Below are 15263 nucleotides of genomic sequence, written 5' to 3'. Positions count from 1 at the left end.
TTGCAAAGGAACCACGAGATGACCCTCGATTTTGGCACGCCAACGCCCACACAATCCACCCACGCACCACACAAGTGGAGCTTCGAACTCAACTACTCAAGCCCGCCCCCGGGCCTGTCAGCGAACGACACCGGGTCGAAGTGGAAGCGGATCAACAGCACGAAGCACATCCGCACCGAGGTCTACTACAAGGTGAAAGCGTTGCGCATCCCGACGCTGCAGCGCATCCGCGTCGAAGTCGAGTGGGTCGTGGTTGTCGACCGTGACCGTGACGCATCGAACCTGGGCCTGTTCACGAAACCCATCTACGACGGCATCGGTGCCAAGCACGAACCATCCGCGCACGTCGTCGCCGACGACACCGCAGCATTCATGGATACCCCGACACCCACGATCCGGTTGGCGCGAAACGAGCGGGCCAGATTCATCGTGACCATCACCGAAGTGGAGGTCACCAAGTGAGCCTCCTCACCCTGAACACTGGCGCCGACACCACCCTGACATACGCCGATTTCCTCCGAGAGAAGGTTGCGTTCGACAAGAGCTTCGGATTCGAGATCGACCCGGCCGAAGTCAACCCGATGCTGAAGCCACACCAGCGCGACATCGTCTGCTGGGCGGTGCGCGGCGGCCGGCGTGCGATCTTCGCGAAGTTCGGTCTCGGCAAGACGGTCATGCAGATCGAAGTACTCCGTCTGATCATGAAGCACCGTGGCGGTTCCGCGCTCGTCGTTCTCCCTCTCGACGTGCGGATCGAGTTCGCCCGCGACGCAGCGATGCTCGGTGTGCAAACGCAGTTCATCCAGACCACCGCATTCGGCTTGCCCGGTGAGGGCCTGTACCTCACGAACTACGAGTCAGTGCGCGAGGGCAAGGTCGACGTGAATCTCTTCATCGCCGCCAGCCTCGACGAAGCATCAGTGCTGCGCGACTACGGGTCGAAAACCTTCCAGACCTTCCTCACCCTCTTCAAGCACACCGAATACCGGTTCGTCGCGACAGCACTGCCCGCCCCGAACCGCCACAAGGAACTGATCCACTACGCCGCGTTCCTCAGCATCATGGACTCTGGTGCGGCTCTCACACGGTTCTTCCAACGCGACTCTTCCAAGGCCGGGAACCTCACGATCTACCCCCACAAAATTCGCGAATTCCATCTGTGGCTGAACACCTGGGCCGTCTTCCTGCAACGGCCATCGGATCTCGGCTATTCAGACGAGGGATATGACCTTCCCGACTTCGAGGTCAACTGGCACGAGGTCGGAGACCCGTCGACCTACGTCAAGACCGACCGCGACGGGCAAGCGGTGATGTACGCCGACGCAGCGCTCGGCATCGTCGACGCCGCCCGGGTGAAACGAGACTCGATCGGCAACCGTGTCGCCCGTCTCACTGAGCTCGTGAACGCGTCACCAGAAGATCACTTCCTACTTTGGCACCACCTCGAGGATGAACGCCACGAGATAGTCAAGGCGCTCCCTGAGACCGTGGACGTCTACGGTTCACAGGACCGTGACCTCCGCGCCCAACGCGTCATTGACTTCTCGGATGGCAAGTTCCGACTGCTCGCCACGAAACCGAGCATCTCCGGGTCCGGGTCGAACTTCCAACGGCACTGCCACCGAGCGATCTTCGTGGGCGTGAACTACTCATTCGACGGTATATACCAATCCATTCACCGCATCCACCGCTACCTGCAGACGGAGAATGTGATCATCGACTTCATTCACACCGAGTCGGAGCGCGGCCTGATCACGGAGCTTCTGGAGAAGTGGAAACGTGACGACGAGCTCACGGAGCGGATGTCTGACGTGCTGCGCGAGTTCGGTCTGAACCCGTCGGCGATCACTGCTGAATTGACTCGCGAGATGGGTATCGAACGGGAGGTTAGCTTCGGCGCTGACTGGAAAGTCGCGCTCAACGATTGCGTCGTCGAGACCGCCGATCACATGGAAACCGACTCGATCGACATGATTCTCACGTCGATACCGTTTGGCAACCACTACGAGTACTCGCTGAACTACTCCGACTTCGGCCACACCGATAACAACGCGCACTTCTGGTGGCAGAACGACTACCTCACACCGAACCTTCTGCGCGTCCTGAAGCCGGGCCGGATCCTCGCCGTGCATGTGAAGGACCGAATCAACTTCGGCAACGTCACCGGGGCGGGCCTGCCAACCGTCTCACCGTTCCACGCCGAAGCGATCGCGCACTATACACAGCACGGTTTCGACTACATGGGAATGATCACGATCACCACCGACGTCGTGCGCGAGAACAACCAGACGTACCGTCTCGGATATACGAAGATGCGGAAAGACGGCTCGAACATGGGCGTCGGCTCTCCCGAGTACGTGCTCCTGTTCCACAAGCCGCAGACCGACCGGTCGAAGGGCTGGGCTGACGAACGCGTCGTGAAGGAGATCTCCGAGTACTCGCTCGCCAGGTGGCAGATCGATGCTGCCGCTGACTGGCGATCATCGGGCGACCGGCTGCTTTCAACGGATGAGCTTGCAGCCCTGAAGCCAGAGATCCGGTCGCGCCTGTTCACTGATCAGTCGATGCGTTCCGTGTACGACTTCGATGCTCATGTGGCGCTCGGTGAGGCTATGGCTGCGAAGAATGCGCTCCCTGCTACGTTCGCTTCGCTCTCTCCGGGTTCGTGGTCTGAGAGTGTCTGGCACGACATCAACCGGCTGGCCACCCTAAACGGTGAGCAGTCCCGCAGGAACCTCGAATTTCATATCTGCCCGCTGCAGTTCGACATCGTAGACCGGCTCATCGAGCGGTATACGAACCCGGGCGAGTTGGTATACGACCCCTTCGGTGGTCTCGGAACTGTGCCTCTCCGGGCCCGGAAACTCGGACGCCGCGGACGCATGGCTGAACTGAATCCCACCTCATACCGTGACGCGGTCATGTACCAGCGGGAAGAAGACCGCCGCGGTGAAACTCCGTCCCTATTTGACCTGCTCGACATCGAAGACAGCGAGGCGATTGCATCATGAGCGCTGCAACAAACGCAAAGCCGAAGGTAAAGCGCGGCCCGGCCCGCCGGCGGCGAGTGCACGGCGAGACCACTGTCACTGATCTCTTCTGTGGCGCTGGCGGCTCAAGTTCTGGTCTGGCAACACTGCCCGGGGTGAAAGTCATCATGGCTGCGAATCACTGGCAGCTCGCGATCGACTCGCACCAACTGAACCACCCGAACACTGACCACTCGTCGGCTGATATCTCCCAGGTGGAGCCGTCGTGGTTCCCGACGACCGACATTCTGTGGGCGTCACCGGAGTGCACGAACCACTCGGTCGCGAAGGGCATCAAACGGCAGCGCGCCACGGAAGCATCATTGTTCGACCTGAACGAGGCACCTCTGCCCGACGCGGCGGCGATTCGGTCGCGGGCGACGATGTGGGATGTGCCCCGGTTCGCGGAGTACCACCACTACAAGGCGATCATCATCGAGAACGTCGTCGACGCGTACCGGTGGATACCGTTCCCCGCGTGGCTGCAGTCGATGGAGTTGCTCGGGTATCAGCACCAGATCGTGTGGTTGAACTCGATGCACGCGCAGGCGTACGGTCTGCCTGCCCCGCAGTCACGTGACCGCATGTACATCGTGTTCTGGCTGAAAGGCAACCGGGCCCCGGACCTGCAGAAGTGGACACGCCCGAAAGCGCTGTGTGAACGGCACGGTCTGATCAGTGCGGTGCAGACGTTCAAGAAGGCTGAGGAGTGGGGCCGGTACCGTGCGCAGTACCTCTACCGGTGCCCGCAGTGCGCGGCCGTTGTTGAGCCTGGCTGGTTGCCCGCGTCGTCGGCGATCGACTGGACCATCGAGGGCACACGTATTGGTGACCGGGAGAAGCCGTTGTCGCCGAAGACGATGACCCGGATCGAGAAGGGCATCGAACGGTACTGGCGTCCCACGATCGTGGAGGCGACCGGGAACACGTATGACTCCACCGATCCAAGACACCCGAACCACGGCAGCGACACCGGATACCTCCGTGCCTGGCCGATCGAAGAAACGTTCCGGACGCTGCATGCCTCGGAGTCGAAAGGTCTCGCCCTGCCGCCGCTGATCACTGACGGCATCCGCGGCGAAGGGACCGTGCAGTCTGCTGCAGATCCGATGCTCACGCAGACGACCGCGCAGACGAAGGGCATGCTCGTCCCCTCTGGCGGCACCTGGCGAGATATAGCAACCTCGCTCGCCGACGTGATGCCGACACGCACGACCGTCGAGACGGATGCGCTTCTGATCCCGGTTGAGGGCCGAGATGGCAAGACTGCCGCAGCCGCCGCTGATCCGCTGCGTACGCAGTCAACCCGCAACGAGACCGCGATCGTCGTGCCGCTCCGGAACCACGGAGTAGCGAAGGGCGCAGACTCACCGATCGACACGGTCTCAGCGAATGGCAACCACCACGCCCTGCTGATGCGGAACAACACCGCTCGAGGCGACCAAGGCCAGATGACCACCCCGGTGAGTGAGGTGATGCGCACACTCACAACGGCGGGCCACCAGTCACTGCTCGTGCCCTACAACTCTCGGGGTGGTGCAGCGCCGGTCAGCGACCCGCATAGGACCTTCACCACGTTGGATCGGTATTCGCTCCTGTCGGGCCCAGTCAACGTCGAGGACTGCATCTTCCGCATGCTCACCCCCGACGAGATCAAAGTCGGCATGGCATTCGCGCACACCTACACGTTGCTCGGCACGAAACGAGAGCAGGTCAAGCAGGCCGGGAACGCGGTCACGCCGCCCGCCGCACGCGACCTCGGAGCGGCCGTCATCGAGTCGCTCGGCATCGACATCGAGATGGCCGCATGATGCAAGTCGGATACGTCTACCAAGCCAGTGACGGATCGCAGTCGTCGCTGTATGTAGACCCTGGAATAGAGGTCCCGCAGATGATACGCGTTCGTGTGAAAGCGACCGGGGAGATCTTGGACTTGCAGCGAATCTCGGCGGTTCCGGAATGATCGCCCCGAAGTATGACCGTCAGCCTGCCCGTCGTCGGACGATTGGTGAGGAGTCGAAACGTCAGGTCAACGCGCAGCGTGCGGGTGTTCTGGAACGGGACCGTTACATGTGTGTGGCGGCGTCTCTGGGCGGTTGCATGGGCGACCTGACGATGCAGCACCGGGCAGCGAAGCAGGCCGGTGGGAGCGCCTTGTATGACGGCGCAGGGTTTCTTGTGGCTATGTGTTGGGGGCATAACGTTCGCGAAATGCAAGACGCCGATTTGCGACGCAAGTTCATCGCGAACGGATGGTCGGTCGCGAAGTGGATGGTTGAACCGAACCTCCACACAGGTGTGCCGATTCATGACATTTCGGAGATCCCGTTGCTGTACCCGGACGGGCGTTGGTACCGGAACTTCAACCAGTCATTCGGGCAAGCGTTCGAACCTGACGGGGTCGGTCTGATGGTCCGTTTGGGTATCCGGTCGGGCGGCGTACACGGACAGGAAGTGGTGTTTTGAGCGACAAAAAGTTATCCACAGATGTTGCTCTGATCAGGCGATTCGTCCCGCTGATGCCATCGGTAGCAGGTAGAATTGGGGTAACGAAAAACGGCCCCGAGCTGGATGCGGAAACATCCGAACTGGGGCCTAACCGAACACCCGGGAAGGGGTGGCGGCTGATGCCACAATACTACCTGTTTTCGCCTCCGATGAGAGGCAACAGATGAGCTACAAAGCAACTAACTGGGCGTATGACCTGCCGCTGACAGGTTCCGCGAAAGGTGTTCTCGTTGCCCTGGCCGACATGGCTGACGAAGAGAACAGTTGTTACCCCGGTCAGAAGAAGTTAGCTGACATGACAGGGCGCTCTCAGAAGACGATCGAGCGTGCTTTGAAGTATCTCGAATCGGTTGGGTTGCTTGAGCGAATTCATCGGCACTCGGCAAATGGGTGGAGAACAAGCGACCGGTACCTGCTGAAACTCGATGTTACCGAGATTATCCAATCCGACATTCTGCCTACTAGTCAGGTTGCCTACAAGGCAGAGAGCCTACAAGGCACTGTGTCCAGCCAAACAGACACCCTGTCCCAGCCAAACAGACAAGGTGACGGGGCAGAAGAGAACCATCAGGTTAACCATCAGTTAGAACCATCAGGTGTTGCGGAAACCGCAAAACCACCACGAGGGAAACGACTATCAGATTCATTCGAGGTCACACCCGAAATGGTTGTTTGGGCGAAAACTAACGCGCCGCTTGTAGACGGCAAGCGTTCCACGGCCAAGTTCATGAATCACTTCACATCGTTGACGGGGCGAGGCTCCACAAAGCTCAACTGGGTGAAGGCGTGGGAGAACTGGTTGACCACCGATCAGGAGCGTGCTGAGTTGCATCGTCCACGCCTCACTCCGACCGAACGCGCCATGACGACGCTCTCACTTGCTACCGACATTGACGTATTGGAGATCGAAGCCCGATGAACATCGAAGAGATGAAAGTTGTGCTCGCGAAGGTGCAGCTCGGCGACAACCGCCAGGTCGACAAGGCCACTCTCATGGAGTGGTTCGACACCGCCGGTTTTTTGAACGGCCCAGATGCGCTAGAGGCGGTCAGGATGCACCGTCGCGAGTCGACCGACTACCTGATGCCCGCGCACCTGATCCGGAACGTCGGTCGCATCCACGAGCAACGCGGGCGGCAGATGCAACTCAACAGCCCGGACCGTTGCCCGCACAAGTACACGGCGGACGGGTGGTGCCTGTTGTGCGCGACGGAGAAGGCCGCATGAACGAGGTGACGGTGACGATCGCGCTCCCCGCGGGTGTGTTCGAGGGTTTCTGTGATCTGGCAACAGAACTCGAGATGCCGGTCACGAACATGATGCAGCAAATCCTGATCACCGCCCGCCCGAAGACGCGGGAAGAGACGTTACGGGTCACGGGGTCCGGTCGACCCACGCCGTCGTTCATGGTCGCTGAGATAGCCCGCCTGAACCGGGACGGGTGCAACGACACCGAGATAGCCGAGCTGTTGCACACGACCGCGGTGAATGTTGGTCGTCACCGGCGGGCCATGCAGCTACCCACGCACTACACACGCAAGAACAAACGGAAGAGAAATGTCTAATGGCACGAGCAACTATCACGATCGAGGGTTACGTCGCGAAGGACCCGGAGACACGGCAGGTGACGGGGCACCGCATCACGTCCGTGACGGTCCCGGTGACACCGCAGAAGAAGGATGGCAACGGCGGGTACGTTGATTCGGGCGAGACGGTTTGGTACACGGCCGAGTTTTGGGATGAGCACGGTCTGTCCGTCGCTGAGGTGGTTCGGAAGGGCCAGCTCGTGACGGTCACCGGCAACCTGGACATCACACAGCGCGAGAAGGATGGGCGCACGTACGTGAATCAGACGGTCTCATTCGGGAACATCGCCGTACTCGTGCCACGCAAGCGTTCGTCGTCTCAGCAGCCGTCTCAGGCCCCGTCAGCGCCCGTAGATGATCCGTGGGCGCACCAGTCCACCCCGACCGGTTACAACGGCTCAGAGACGCCTTTTTGATCATGACGAACGATACGAAGATCATGCACGCGCCGGGTGATTGCCCCGACACCGGATACGGCGCCGACTGCGACGGCGTCGGGCATTTCGTGCCGAACCCGTTCGCATCGGAAATCTACGACGACGTCACTCCCGGCTGGTACTGCGACGGCGTTCTCATCGGATTGGCGCAGGACATCTGATGCTGACCTCTACCCCGAAAGGCGAAAACAAATGAACGAACAAATCTCCTACACCGATCAGGTTGCCCCGACACCGCACTGGGGTGACACAGACATCACCGATGGATGCGCTGATCCGGGCAAGGCTGCGCTCGCGCAAGCGGATCACGTCAGCGTCAGAACCGCCGAGGGTGCGGCTGCGACGATCGCTCAGGCGTCCGCTGAGATGCAGTACGGGGCTGGCGCGAACGCTGCCGCGATTGTGGAAAGCGGGCGGTTCTGATGTCTGGTGTTGTTGATGAACAGGTAACAGGCGACGAAATACGAATCTTGACCGTTCGGCAGCCCTGGGCATGGGCCATAATCCACGGCCAGAAGGATGTCGAGAACCGGGTGCGGAACATCGCCGGCGACTACAGAGGCCCAGTTGCGATTCATGCTGGCCTGGCACCGTTCGAGCAGAACAACATGGCGTCGAAGCTGCACGCGAATATGCACGGCGGTGAGACGGACACTCGCATTGTTTTTGGTGCGATCATCGGCACCGTCGATCTCGTGGATGTGCACACAGCCTCAGTGATCGGCGGGTGCGGGTGGCTGCGACACGACTGCCCAGAGCACGGCACATGCCGGGAGCATTGCTCGACGTGGGCCATGGGGCCAGCGCCCGAGGGATGGTTCCAACACCTTGTGTTCGCGAATCCGCGTCCGATAGCCCCGATCCCGTTCAAGGGTGCGCTGGGTTTGCGTCGTATTCCGGCGTCGTTGGTGGCTGGTGGTTCTCTCTCATGAGCAGCGAGAAGGGGGGCTACGAGCTTTTCGGTCACCCACGGAAGGCAAGTAACCCAATGACCGAAGAAGAACCCCTGCACTTCTGCATCACCAACACGATGACTGACGTTCGTTCGTGCACGGTGAAAGATGAGCACCAGATCGTTTGCGACGGCTACGAGTACCGCCGCAACCCTCAACACGGTGGCGAGGAAGCAACCGGCCGCGAATGCCGCGGATGCCTCCCACGCATCGCCCAAGTCGGTCTGCTCTGCTACTCCTGCTATGACAAGGTTCTGCACGCGTACAGTGCGTGGACGGAAGACCGCCGGCGGATACTCGCATCCATCGACAGGGCCGTGCAACGCGACAATGGCGGTGTGAGAACAGCGCAAGAAGGGTACGTGCCGCTACCGGGCACGATGCTCGCCCTCGATGAGGTCGCGTCGTACCTCAGAACAGACACCGGCACGTTCACCGAGTGGCTTTCCAAACCCGAGGGAGCAGCAGACTCGCTCCGGTTCGCTAGGGCCGTCACAGCGGCACAGAGAACACACGAGTTGGAAGAGAAAGCCCACCGTGTGCAACGCATCCGATGCCCGAAATGCCAACAACAATCACTGGTCTGGAAACCCACCATGAAACCCGACGACCATGTGACCATCACCTGCCAGAACAGTAGTTGTGACGCCGAACTCGACCAACCAACATTCGAACTCGAGGAATCACTACAGACCCACACAAACCGGGTGAACGTCCTCCCCGAAAACCAGGAAGGCCCCCTATATTTGGTGCGCAAAAAGTCCGCCTGATCAGGATTTATCTGTTAAAATCAGGTAACGAGATGAGGCTGACATGGCAAACGATCGGATCACCGTCAAAGACGCAGCAGTAGCAATCAACAGACACATCTCCCGCGTCTACGCATGGATACACGAAGAACGCCTCACAGTCTGGGAAAACGACTCAGGAGTCACCTACCTATCCCTCGCTGAAGTCCGAGAACTCGACGCACGCATGTTCAGACGCCGAAACAACCGCAAGACACACCACCAGCCCGCTTGAAATTCTTAGCAAAACCGCGCTAATCTGAACATGTTCGATGGATCTTTGCGTCCATCTCCTGAAAGCCCCGGACCATCACCCTCATGATGCCGGGGCTTTCGTCATTCCAGGGAGGTCAACGATGACCGGTTGGCAGATCCTCGAACCTCTCCACAGCCAGGACCAACACGTCGTACCCGTGAACGACAGTGTTGAGCACACCGCCGAAGAATGCCCATGCGGCACCACCACTGAGGCTGTGCAACGCAATGACGGCTCATACGGTTGGGTAGTCACCCACCACTCACTCGACGGCCGCGAGACATACGAATGACTTCCCGCAAATAGTGGGATAGACCGCGTGACGCGGGTTGAACGAAAGGGGCGAACGATGCCCAGAGAACAAATCAACGAACGCAAAACCTCCGACGATAACCAACTCGAACTCAGTTGGAATCGCATCGGATGGGTCCAAGCCGGTGTTTACCCACCCGGCTGGAAAGACACCGGCGACGCGGTATTCGTAGAGCTATACCCGAACGACATCGACAAGCTCATCAAAAACCTGCGCAAAGCGAAAAGGCAGGCGTACGGCGACGACGAATGATCATCCCGGTTGCCCTACCGCTGGTATCCACTACCACCCACCGGTCACACTCACCATCCGGTCAACACCCGACAAACTATTGACCGCGCAAACCGTCTACCAGCAACTCGGACACATCGCCACCATCCACGGCGACGAACTCCGCATCACCGCCAACCCATAACCAACCGAGACACCCACAGTCTCCCCCTAAGCAGCCAGGCGCTGCCAAAGGAGATAAAAACCAATGACTCGTGGCAGACCAGTCTCCCCAGAACTACGCGCCCGCATCATCAGCCTCATTGAGGCAGGCATGACCCGGAACGCTGTAGCACGCGAAGTGGGTATCGCCCCGTCCGCAGTGACCCGCATCGCCCAAGACGAGGAGCTCACCTTTGACCGGTCGATGTCGGCTGCGGCGGTTGCTGCGGCTCAGTCTGATGCGAAGGCTAAGCGTGCGGAATTACAGTTGATGCTCGTCGCGAAGGCTGAGGACTTCATAGTGTCGATCGATCAACCGTTTCTTGCATTCAGTTTCGGTGGGAAAGATAACACGTACGAGGAACACGAACTCGACGGTCCGCCGACTGGTGACATTCTCAATTTGATGCGGTCTACTTCGCTCGCGCTGAAAGAGGCTCGTGATCTTCGGAAGGATGATGACGATGAGGGTGTCGGTGAGGCGGAGAGCCTGCTGATGAATCTGATTCTTGAGTTGGGGCTTTCTGATGACGACTGAGCTGCTTGATGTTGATGGTGACCCGATTCCCGAGTCGTCGGTTCTGGGGCCGCAGCAGATCCGGTCATTGAAGGAGTCGAATGCGCGCATCAACATTTTCGAGGGCGCTATCCGTTCGGGTAAAACGATCGTGTCGTTACTCCGGTTTCTTATGGCTGTGCTGTTCGCCCGCGGTGGTGTGATCGTTGTTGTTGCCCGCACCCGCGACAGTGCTTTCCGGAACGTTTTCGAACCGTTGATGGACACTGCATTGTTCGGCCCGTTGGCGAAGCTCACCCATTACACTGCTGGGGCACCCACAGCCCGTGTGATGGGTCGCACAGTGCATGTGTTGGGTGCGAACGATAAGAAGTCCGAGAAAGTTCTCCGCGGCCTCACCGTCGCTCTTGCGTATGTGGATGAGATAACCGTCATCCCCGAAGATTTCTTCACCCAACTACTTGGTCGCATGTCCCCGCCGAACGCGAAAATGTTCGGCACCACGAACCCCGATTCGCCGGCGCATTGGTTGAAAGCTAAGTTCCTCGACCGCATCGGTGTGGACCTGAAGAACTGGCGCACATGGCATTTCACCCTTGACGACAACCCTGGCCTGTCTGAGGAGTACAAGAACCAGATCAAGTCCGAGTTCACGGGGCTCTGGTACAAGAGGTTCATCCTCGGAGAATGGGTTGCTGCTGAGGGTGCGATCTACGACATGTGGGACCCAGAAGTTCACACCATCCCCTGGGACGACTTACCACCGATGCGGGAACTTCTGTGTTGCGCGATCGACTACGGCACCACGAACCCGACCGTGGCAGGCATCCTCGGCATCAGTACCGAGATTGACCGGTGGGGCAAACCGCACCCCCGACTGTTCATGGTGGACGAGTGGACGTACGACTCGAAGGTGTCGCAGCAGAAACTCACCGATGCTGAACTGTCCCGCCAGATGCGCGCATGGTTAGACGGCGGCGGACATATCCCCCACGACACATTCCCTCCGATGCGACCCAGATACACCATCCTCGACCCTTCAGCGGCGTCGTTCCGGGTGCAACTCGGGCAGGACGGCATTATGTCCACGCAGGCTGACAACGAGGTGCTGTACGGCATCCGCACCGTCGCATCCTTGCTCGGCTCAGGGAAGCTACTCATTGCACGCCCAACGGTGAAGAACCCCGACCGTGGATGCCCCCGCTTCATCCAGGAAGCACCTGGGTATGCGTGGGACCCCGAGCAGACCCTCAAGGGCAAAGACCAACCCATCAAGGCCGCGGATCACTCGCTGGATCAAGGTCGTTACGGCATCGTCACCACAGAGAACCTGTGGCGTCAACACATCAAGCTCGCAACCTAAACGAATATCAGGAGGATATTGATGGCCTCCGACCCGACCGACCTGTGGCCCCCGTACCCGTTCAACATCGCCGCCGCCCGCCACCACGAACATGACGCGTGGTGGACCGGTGACACACAAGCCTTGTCGGTCATCTATTCGGGTTCCGGTGAGGTTGTCTCGCACCTCCACAACGGTGTCCCCTATCGGGGTGGTGTCCTCGGGTCGTTGACGAAGTTCTGGGTCGGGCAGCCTGTCGTCCAGAACGAAGACCGCACCAAAGCACACTTCGACATGCCCGGTGTCCTCGCGCGCCTCTCTGCGGCTTTGTTGTTCTCGGAGCGTCCGAAGATCCGGTACACGAAACCCAACGACACGACCGTACCCGACGCGAAAACACCGAAGTGGACACACCCCGGGCAGGACCGCCTTGACACGATCATGGCGTCCGATGAGACCCACGCTGAACTGCTGAAATCGGGTGAGTACGCGGCGGCACTCGGCGGAGCCTATCTTGCGGTGACGTGGGACACGAAACTCAGACATAACGTTCGCATCCGTGCGTACGCCGCGGACTGTGCGATCCCCGACTTCCAAGACGGCATACTCACAGGTTTCACGTTGTGGACGCAGTACGAACGCAACACGGACGTGTTCCGGTTGTTGGAGCGCCACGACTACGGAACGATCTCTTTCACCCTCCACAAGGGTGGGCCGAAGAACCTCGGCACGGTCGTCCCCCTGAACACACTGTCTGAGACTGCGCACTACAACGGGTTCAGAACCCCAGCAGAACTTGACGCCGCCCTCACCGACCCGCTGTCGTACTCCGAGACCGTGACCGTCGCAACCGGTGTCAACGAGCTCGCTGTCGTGTACTACCCGAACGACATGCCACAAACCGAGTGGCGGAAACTTGGCGTGCTCGCGAACCTCGGACGCTCCGACTTCGCAGGCAACGAGGAACGGTTCGACAACCTCGACCAAATTTTCTCTTCGCTTATGCGCGATGTGGAGAACGGCGGCGGGCGGGTCATCATCCCCGAGCAGTACCTTGAGGCAGGCGCCCCTGGGACGGGTGCGCAGTTTGACAAGAACCGGCAGTACTACTCCGGTATCAACGCCCTCGGTAACCCGTCAGACACTCTCTCATCCCAGTTGACTATCGCGCAGTTCGCTATCCGTGTCGAGGACCACCTCAGGGCTATGGACGCAGTGAAACACCTCATCGCCGCGAAGTGCGGGTACTCCCCGCAGCATCTCGGGTTGCAACCGAAGTCCGAGGGTTCAGGACCGAAGACCGCGACGGAAGTGTCCGCGGACTTCACCGCCTCCGAACTAACACGTGACAAGAAGTCGCTGTACGTCAAGCCTGCACTGTCGAAGCTGGCGCAGGTTGCCCTTGCGATCGATGGTGTTGTTTTCCCGGGTATGGGTGGTGGTCTGTACGAGGAGCTGCCTGATATCGAGTTCGCCCCGATCTCGCAGATCGACTTGCAGAAGAATGCGACGGTCGTGTCTCTTCTTTACACCTCGGAGTCTGCGTCGCGGAAACGGCGCGTTCAGATGGCTAACCCGACATGGGATGACATCGAAGTGTCTGAGGAAGTGGCTTTGCTTGAAGTCGAGTTCGCTAATCAGGCCGTCCCGCCGTTGGTGCCACCTGATTTCGGGCCGGTAGACGCAGGGGCGACCAGTGACACAGCAACCGCCGCCTAACTGGCAGCAGTACCTCGCAACGCTCCTGACGGCGTACATCACTGCGGAGGAGTCACTGTTGGGTGGGGTGGCCGGTATTCTCCGGTTGACCTCACCTGACCGGTTGTCGCAACTGCTCGCGTTGGGCAGGATGCGGGCGCTGAGCAATGGTGTGGTGCAGCAACTGTTCGACGCTGACCGGCTGATCGGCCCGTTGGTGTCGAAAGCTATCACCGCGGGCACACGGTCTGGGATGGTCGAGGTTCGCCGTGCAGGTGTCCCACCGCGACGCCCGTTCAGCACCGACTTGGCGTTGATCCCTGAACCGTTCGACTTCGGGATGCCTCACGGTATCCGTTCTGAGCGGGCGATCCGCGCCGATCTCGTATCTTCCTTGGATGATGTGAAGCGGCGCATCACACGCCTACCCGATGATGTGTACAAACTCATCTCCCCGGCCAGCGCTGCAGGTCAGGTGTTGGGTCGCGGGTACACTCCAGCGCAGGCTCAGGCGTATGCGTGGCAGGCGTATGTGAAACGTGGTGTGGCAGGGTTCACGGACCGTTCCGGGCGTGACTGGTCGTTGAGCGCTTATGTCGAAATGTCTGTGCGTACGGCGACGCTGCGGGCGTTCAACGACGCACATTTGCAGGTCATCACCGCGACCGGCTCGAACCTTGTCATTGTGTCGGATGATGGCCACCCGTGCCCGTTGTGTTTCCCGTGGCAGAACGTTGTTCTCGCTGTCGTCCCGGATGGTAAACACCCGTCGATCGCTGACGCTATCGCGGCGGGTCTTATGCACCCGAACTGTAAGCATGTGTGGACGATCTACATTCCCGGCATCACGGTACTACCCGCACCGCGTGAGTGGTCTGATGACGACGCCCGACTGTACAAGCTCACACAGCAGCAACGCCGCCTGGAGCGTGAGGTCCGGAATGCGAAGAAGCAACTGGAGTACGCCACCGACCCTGCGACCGCAGCAGACTCGCGTGCCGCTGTCCGTAAAGCGCAAGCGAACATGCGCCAGTTCATCGACCAGACAGGGTTCATCCGCCAGTCACGGCGTGAACAGGTCGATCTCGCCAACGACCGTCTGAAACTACCCGCCTAATTCACCGCCCCCAAAGGAGAAATTATGTACACAGTCTCGTACGACAAGCCGGATGGTATCTACCACCCCGGCGATACGGTCACCGCCACGTTCATCACCGACAACCCTGTGCCGCCTGTCACCGAAAGCCCCGTTTTTGGGATTGGTGATGAACAGGTTCAAGGCGGCGAGATCCAGATCATCCCCACGCTTCCCGCCATCGTGCTGAGCGACACGATTCTGGCGTGGTCTGTGGTTTCGCAGGACCAGAACACCATCGTCCTCAGCGCGACGATCCCCGCATAAAC

19 protein-coding genes are annotated in these 15263 nt (G+C 59.8%); all 19 read left to right on the top strand.

All coding sequences use genetic code 11. The features are described 5' to 3' along the window. The first annotated feature begins 18 nt into the window (after positions 1-18). Positions 19-462 (top strand): hypothetical protein, encoded by a 444-nt coding sequence (locus KPL76_RS06300; protein ID WP_216335610.1) that lies wholly within the window; start codon positions 19-21, stop codon positions 460-462. Further along, positions 459-3011 (top strand): DNA methyltransferase, encoded by a 2553-nt coding sequence (locus tag KPL76_RS06295; protein WP_216335609.1) that lies wholly within the window; start codon positions 459-461, stop codon positions 3009-3011. Before KPL76_RS06300 ends, KPL76_RS06295 begins: the two co-directional genes overlap by 4 nt. After that, the gene (locus tag KPL76_RS06290) at positions 3008-4840 is read left to right on the top strand and encodes a DNA cytosine methyltransferase (protein WP_216335608.1); all 1833 of its coding nucleotides are present in this window, start codon (positions 3008-3010) and stop codon (positions 4838-4840) included. The genes KPL76_RS06295 and KPL76_RS06290 overlap by 4 nt, the downstream gene beginning before the upstream one ends. Positions 4841-4988: 148 nt before the next feature. Further along, positions 4989-5495 (top strand): hypothetical protein, encoded by a 507-nt coding sequence (locus KPL76_RS06285; RefSeq protein ID WP_216335607.1) that lies wholly within the window; start codon positions 4989-4991, stop codon positions 5493-5495. A 205-nt stretch (positions 5496-5700) separates the two neighbouring features. Beyond that, positions 5701-6456 carry a helix-turn-helix domain-containing protein gene (locus tag KPL76_RS06280; protein ID WP_216335606.1) on the top strand — a complete coding sequence of 252 codons (756 nt, stop codon included), beginning with the start codon at positions 5701-5703 and terminating at the stop codon, positions 6454-6456. Further along, entirely contained in the window at positions 6453-6764 is a 312-nt protein-coding gene (locus KPL76_RS06275) for a hypothetical protein (protein ID WP_216335605.1), read from the top strand. The genes KPL76_RS06280 and KPL76_RS06275 overlap by 4 nt, the downstream gene beginning before the upstream one ends. After that, positions 6761-7102, top strand: coding sequence for a hypothetical protein (locus KPL76_RS06270; protein WP_216335604.1), 342 nt, complete (start codon positions 6761-6763; stop codon positions 7100-7102). The genes KPL76_RS06275 and KPL76_RS06270 overlap by 4 nt, the downstream gene beginning before the upstream one ends. Next, positions 7102-7539 carry a single-stranded DNA-binding protein gene (locus tag KPL76_RS06265; RefSeq protein WP_216335603.1) on the top strand — a complete coding sequence of 146 codons (438 nt, stop codon included), beginning with the start codon at positions 7102-7104 and terminating at the stop codon, positions 7537-7539. Before KPL76_RS06270 ends, KPL76_RS06265 begins: the two co-directional genes overlap by 1 nt. Before the next feature lie 2 nt (positions 7540-7541). After that, the gene (locus KPL76_RS06260; protein ID WP_216335602.1) at positions 7542-7721 is read left to right on the top strand and encodes a hypothetical protein; all 180 of its coding nucleotides are present in this window, start codon (positions 7542-7544) and stop codon (positions 7719-7721) included. A gap of 31 nt (positions 7722-7752) precedes the next feature. Beyond that, on the top strand, positions 7753-7983 hold the full coding sequence (locus KPL76_RS06255) for a hypothetical protein (protein WP_216335601.1): 231 nt from the start codon (positions 7753-7755) through the stop codon (positions 7981-7983). Then, positions 7983-8492 (top strand): hypothetical protein, encoded by a 510-nt coding sequence (locus KPL76_RS06250; RefSeq protein ID WP_216335600.1) that lies wholly within the window; start codon positions 7983-7985, stop codon positions 8490-8492. The genes KPL76_RS06255 and KPL76_RS06250 overlap by 1 nt, the downstream gene beginning before the upstream one ends. Positions 8493-8548: 56 nt before the next feature. Further along, on the top strand, positions 8549-9283 hold the full coding sequence (locus KPL76_RS06245; protein WP_216335599.1) for a hypothetical protein: 735 nt from the start codon (positions 8549-8551) through the stop codon (positions 9281-9283). A 43-nt stretch (positions 9284-9326) separates the two neighbouring features. Next, entirely contained in the window at positions 9327-9536 is a 210-nt protein-coding gene (locus KPL76_RS06240; protein WP_216335598.1) for a hypothetical protein, read from the top strand. 370 nt (positions 9537-9906) lie between these two features. Then, a complete protein-coding gene (locus KPL76_RS06235; RefSeq protein ID WP_216335597.1) occupies positions 9907-10122 on the top strand; it encodes a hypothetical protein in 216 nt (71 codons plus the stop codon). Positions 10123-10348: 226 nt separating this feature from the next. After that, positions 10349-10840 (top strand): helix-turn-helix domain-containing protein, encoded by a 492-nt coding sequence (locus KPL76_RS06230; RefSeq protein ID WP_216335596.1) that lies wholly within the window; start codon positions 10349-10351, stop codon positions 10838-10840. Further along, positions 10830-12182, top strand: a complete 1353-nt coding sequence (locus KPL76_RS06225; protein ID WP_216335595.1) for a PBSX family phage terminase large subunit — start codon at positions 10830-10832, stop codon at positions 12180-12182. Before KPL76_RS06230 ends, KPL76_RS06225 begins: the two co-directional genes overlap by 11 nt. 21 nt (positions 12183-12203) lie before the next feature. After that, the gene (locus KPL76_RS06220; protein ID WP_216335594.1) at positions 12204-13880 is read left to right on the top strand and encodes a phage portal protein; all 1677 of its coding nucleotides are present in this window, start codon (positions 12204-12206) and stop codon (positions 13878-13880) included. Then, positions 13858-14976 (top strand): phage minor capsid protein, encoded by a 1119-nt coding sequence (locus KPL76_RS06215; RefSeq protein ID WP_216335593.1) that lies wholly within the window; start codon positions 13858-13860, stop codon positions 14974-14976. Before KPL76_RS06220 ends, KPL76_RS06215 begins: the two co-directional genes overlap by 23 nt. A 24-nt stretch (positions 14977-15000) precedes the next feature. Next, complete coding sequence (locus KPL76_RS06210; protein WP_216335592.1) at positions 15001-15261, top strand: hypothetical protein; 261 nt, start codon at positions 15001-15003, stop codon at positions 15259-15261. Positions 15262-15263 lie beyond the last annotated feature (2 nt).

The organism is Subtercola sp. PAMC28395 (genome assembly GCF_018889995.1).
In the GTDB taxonomy this organism is placed as follows: Bacteria; Actinomycetota; Actinomycetes; order Actinomycetales; family Microbacteriaceae; genus Subtercola.
This window is presented reverse-complemented; position numbering and strand designations above follow the sequence as displayed.

Excerpts from the sequence above, each read along its gene's own strand:
- KPL76_RS06235 (WP_216335597.1), top strand. The coding sequence starts at position 9,907 with ATGCCCAGAGAACAAATCAACGAACGCAAAACCTCCGACGATAACCAA.
- KPL76_RS06250 (WP_216335600.1), top strand. The coding sequence starts at position 7,983 with ATGTCTGGTGTTGTTGATGAACAGGTAACAGGCGACGAAATACGAATC.
- KPL76_RS06265 (WP_216335603.1), top strand. The coding sequence starts at position 7,102 with ATGGCACGAGCAACTATCACGATCGAGGGTTACGTCGCGAAGGACCCG.
- KPL76_RS06300 (WP_216335610.1), top strand. The coding sequence starts at position 19 with ATGACCCTCGATTTTGGCACGCCAACGCCCACACAATCCACCCACGCA.
- KPL76_RS06240 (WP_216335598.1), top strand. The coding sequence starts at position 9,327 with ATGGCAAACGATCGGATCACCGTCAAAGACGCAGCAGTAGCAATCAAC.
- KPL76_RS06220 (WP_216335594.1), top strand. The coding sequence starts at position 12,204 with ATGGCCTCCGACCCGACCGACCTGTGGCCCCCGTACCCGTTCAACATC.
- KPL76_RS06210 (WP_216335592.1), top strand. The coding sequence starts at position 15,001 with ATGTACACAGTCTCGTACGACAAGCCGGATGGTATCTACCACCCCGGC.
- KPL76_RS06275 (WP_216335605.1), top strand. The coding sequence starts at position 6,453 with ATGAACATCGAAGAGATGAAAGTTGTGCTCGCGAAGGTGCAGCTCGGC.
- KPL76_RS06225 (WP_216335595.1), top strand. The coding sequence starts at position 10,830 with ATGACGACTGAGCTGCTTGATGTTGATGGTGACCCGATTCCCGAGTCG.
- KPL76_RS06245 (WP_216335599.1), top strand. The coding sequence starts at position 8,549 with ATGACCGAAGAAGAACCCCTGCACTTCTGCATCACCAACACGATGACT.
- KPL76_RS06270 (WP_216335604.1), top strand. The coding sequence starts at position 6,761 with ATGAACGAGGTGACGGTGACGATCGCGCTCCCCGCGGGTGTGTTCGAG.
- KPL76_RS06260 (WP_216335602.1), top strand. The coding sequence starts at position 7,542 with ATGACGAACGATACGAAGATCATGCACGCGCCGGGTGATTGCCCCGAC.
- KPL76_RS06280 (WP_216335606.1), top strand. The coding sequence starts at position 5,701 with ATGAGCTACAAAGCAACTAACTGGGCGTATGACCTGCCGCTGACAGGT.
- KPL76_RS06285 (WP_216335607.1), top strand. The coding sequence starts at position 4,989 with ATGATCGCCCCGAAGTATGACCGTCAGCCTGCCCGTCGTCGGACGATT.
- KPL76_RS06290 (WP_216335608.1), top strand. The coding sequence starts at position 3,008 with ATGAGCGCTGCAACAAACGCAAAGCCGAAGGTAAAGCGCGGCCCGGCC.
- KPL76_RS06230 (WP_216335596.1), top strand. The coding sequence starts at position 10,349 with ATGACTCGTGGCAGACCAGTCTCCCCAGAACTACGCGCCCGCATCATC.
- KPL76_RS06255 (WP_216335601.1), top strand. The coding sequence starts at position 7,753 with ATGAACGAACAAATCTCCTACACCGATCAGGTTGCCCCGACACCGCAC.